2 protein-coding genes are annotated in these 2,139 nt (G+C 69.8%); one reads left to right on the top strand and one right to left on the bottom strand.

The window, feature by feature from the left end; all coding sequences use genetic code 11:
- Positions 1–63: 63 nt before the first annotated feature.
- Positions 64–954, bottom strand: a complete 891-nt coding sequence (locus AAHM41_RS40005; protein ID WP_342242220.1) for a 50S ribosomal protein L11 methyltransferase — start codon at positions 952–954, stop codon at positions 64–66.
- 228 nt (positions 955–1,182) lie between these two features.
- Between AAHM41_RS40005 and AAHM41_RS40000 the strand changes: the two genes are divergently transcribed.
- On the top strand, positions 1,183–2,139 hold a 957-nt coding region (locus tag AAHM41_RS40000), incomplete at its 3' end, for a lipase family protein (RefSeq protein WP_342242219.1).

Below are 2,139 nucleotides of genomic sequence, written 5' to 3'. Positions count from 1 at the left end.
CCGGCCACGGGCCGCGATTTTGTCCAGGAGCGACAGCCGCTGCAGCCGGTGCGCTGCGCTGCCTCAGCCCAGGATCAGCGTCGGCCAGCCGCGGATCGGGATCTTGTCCGCCAGGCTCAGGCGCTGCAGCCGGTGCGCCGCCAGCACCTGGGGCGCCTGTCGGTCCAGCAGCCCGGCCAGGATCGCCACCCCGCCCGGCGCCAGGTTGCGGCGCAGGTCGGCCGCCATGCTCATCAGCGGCCGGGCCAGGATGTTGGCGATGATCAGGTCGTAGGGGCCGTGCTCCGCCACCACCCGGCTGGCATAGCCGTTCGAGACCACGGCGGTGACCCGGTCCGACAGCTGGTTGATCCGGGCGTTGATGCGGGTGACGCGGATCGATTCCGGGTCGATGTCGGCGGCCAGCACCGGCGCATGGAACAGCCGCGCGGCGGCGAAGGACAGGATGCCGGTGCCGCAGCCCATGTCGAGGACGCGGCGGAAGCGGCGGCGGCGCGACAGCCGGTCCAGCGCGCGCAGGCAGCCCTCGGTGGTCGGGTGCTCGCCGGAGCCGAAGGCGGTGGCGGCGTCGATGCACAGCGGGATGGTGCCGGGCGGCGGCGCGTCCTCGATATGCGAGCCGTGGATGAAGAAGCGGCCGATGCGCAGCGGCGGGAAGGCCTGGTAGGTCGCGGCCAGCCAGTCGGTCGGCGGCACCTTCTCCACCATCGGCGCCGGCAGCGTCGTGCCCAGCATCGCCGCGACCAGGGCCAGCCGCGCGGCCAGCGCCGCCTCGTCCGGCGGGGTACGGTCGATGCCCTCGATCACCCAGTCGCCGCCATCCTCGATCTCGAAGGCGGCGACCGAGGCGAAGGCGTCGTCGAAGGCGGTCTGCACGGCATCGCCGATCTCAGGGCTGACGACGATGCTGGTGCGCCAGGCGGACGCGGCTTCGGAGGGGACGGTGCGGCTCATCAAGGTCCAGAGGGCAGGGGTCTATGCTCGGCCTCACAGTATCGGGCCGGCCGCCGGATTGCATCCGCGATGTCGGTCTTCATCCGTTCAGGCGATTTTATCGGCATTTTCCACAACTTATAGGTGTTGACGCCGTTCGTCGCCCTGGGCGGTCATATTGCGTCCGGCCCGCCTTGCCGCGCAGGCGTGCGGCTGGCCTGCCAAGATTCGCGCGGAGATGGAGGCGTCATGACACCGCAGGAGATCAAGCAGGGTGCCGTCGGTCAGGGCGGCATCCCGGCCACTCCGTTCGCGATCAGCTATCTGCAGCTGTGCCAGATCTCGTATTTCCAGACCGACCAGATCGCGGCGGCCATGCCCGCGGTGCCGCCGCCGGGCGAGAACGCGCCGGATCCCTCGACCGGCAGCTGGAGTGTCGTCTGGGGCCCGGCCAAGGACTGGGACGACAGCAACCTCGCCTATGCCGCCGCCTACACCGATGCGGCGTCGGGTGTGCCGGTGCTGCTGGTGGTCTGCCTGCGCGGCACCGACGTCCATGTCGACGACCCCTGGGGCATCCTCAAGCAGCTGTTCGAGGATCTGCGGGTGCCCGACCAGGTGCCGCTGCCCTGGGCGCCCAGCAGCACGGCGCGGATCGCCAAGGGCACCCTGTCCGCCCTCGACGTCATCCAGAAGCTCAGCTCGAACGGCCAGAGCCTGTCGGATTTCGTGACCGACTATCTCAACGATTCGGCGAACCAGTCGCCGGTGCTGGTCGTCACCGGCCACAGCCTGGGCGGCGCCCTGACCACCGTGGTCGCTCCCTGGCTGCAGAGCCTCGGCATCACCACCCCGATCGTGCCCGCCACCTTCGCCGCGCCGACCGTCGGCAACGCGGATTTCGCCACGCTGTTCGGCACCGATTTCAGCTACTCGCTGCGCTACTGGAACGACTACGACATCGTCCCGAATGCATGGTGGAACCTGCCGGGGATCGAGACGATCTACACGCCCTGCAACCTGACGCCGCCCGGCTTCGTGACCGACGGGCTGACCCATTTCGAGAACAAGCTGAAGGGCGTCAGCTACGTCCAGCCGGCGGCGAACACCCCGCTATCCGGCTCCTGCAGCAGCCTCGGCACCAACTGGATCGACCAGGCCGGGGTTCAGCACAGCACCCACACCTACATGGCCCCGGGGGGGGGG

The sequence above is a fragment of the Inquilinus sp. OTU3971 genome, assembly GCF_038440215.1.
The sequence above is the reverse complement of the archived record's forward strand: the minus strand, read 5'-3'. Positions and strand labels throughout refer to the sequence as shown.

Excerpts from the sequence above, each read along its gene's own strand:
- AAHM41_RS40005 (WP_342242220.1), bottom strand. The coding sequence starts at position 954 with ATGAGCCGCACCGTCCCCTCCGAAGCCGCGTCCGCCTGGCGCACCAGC.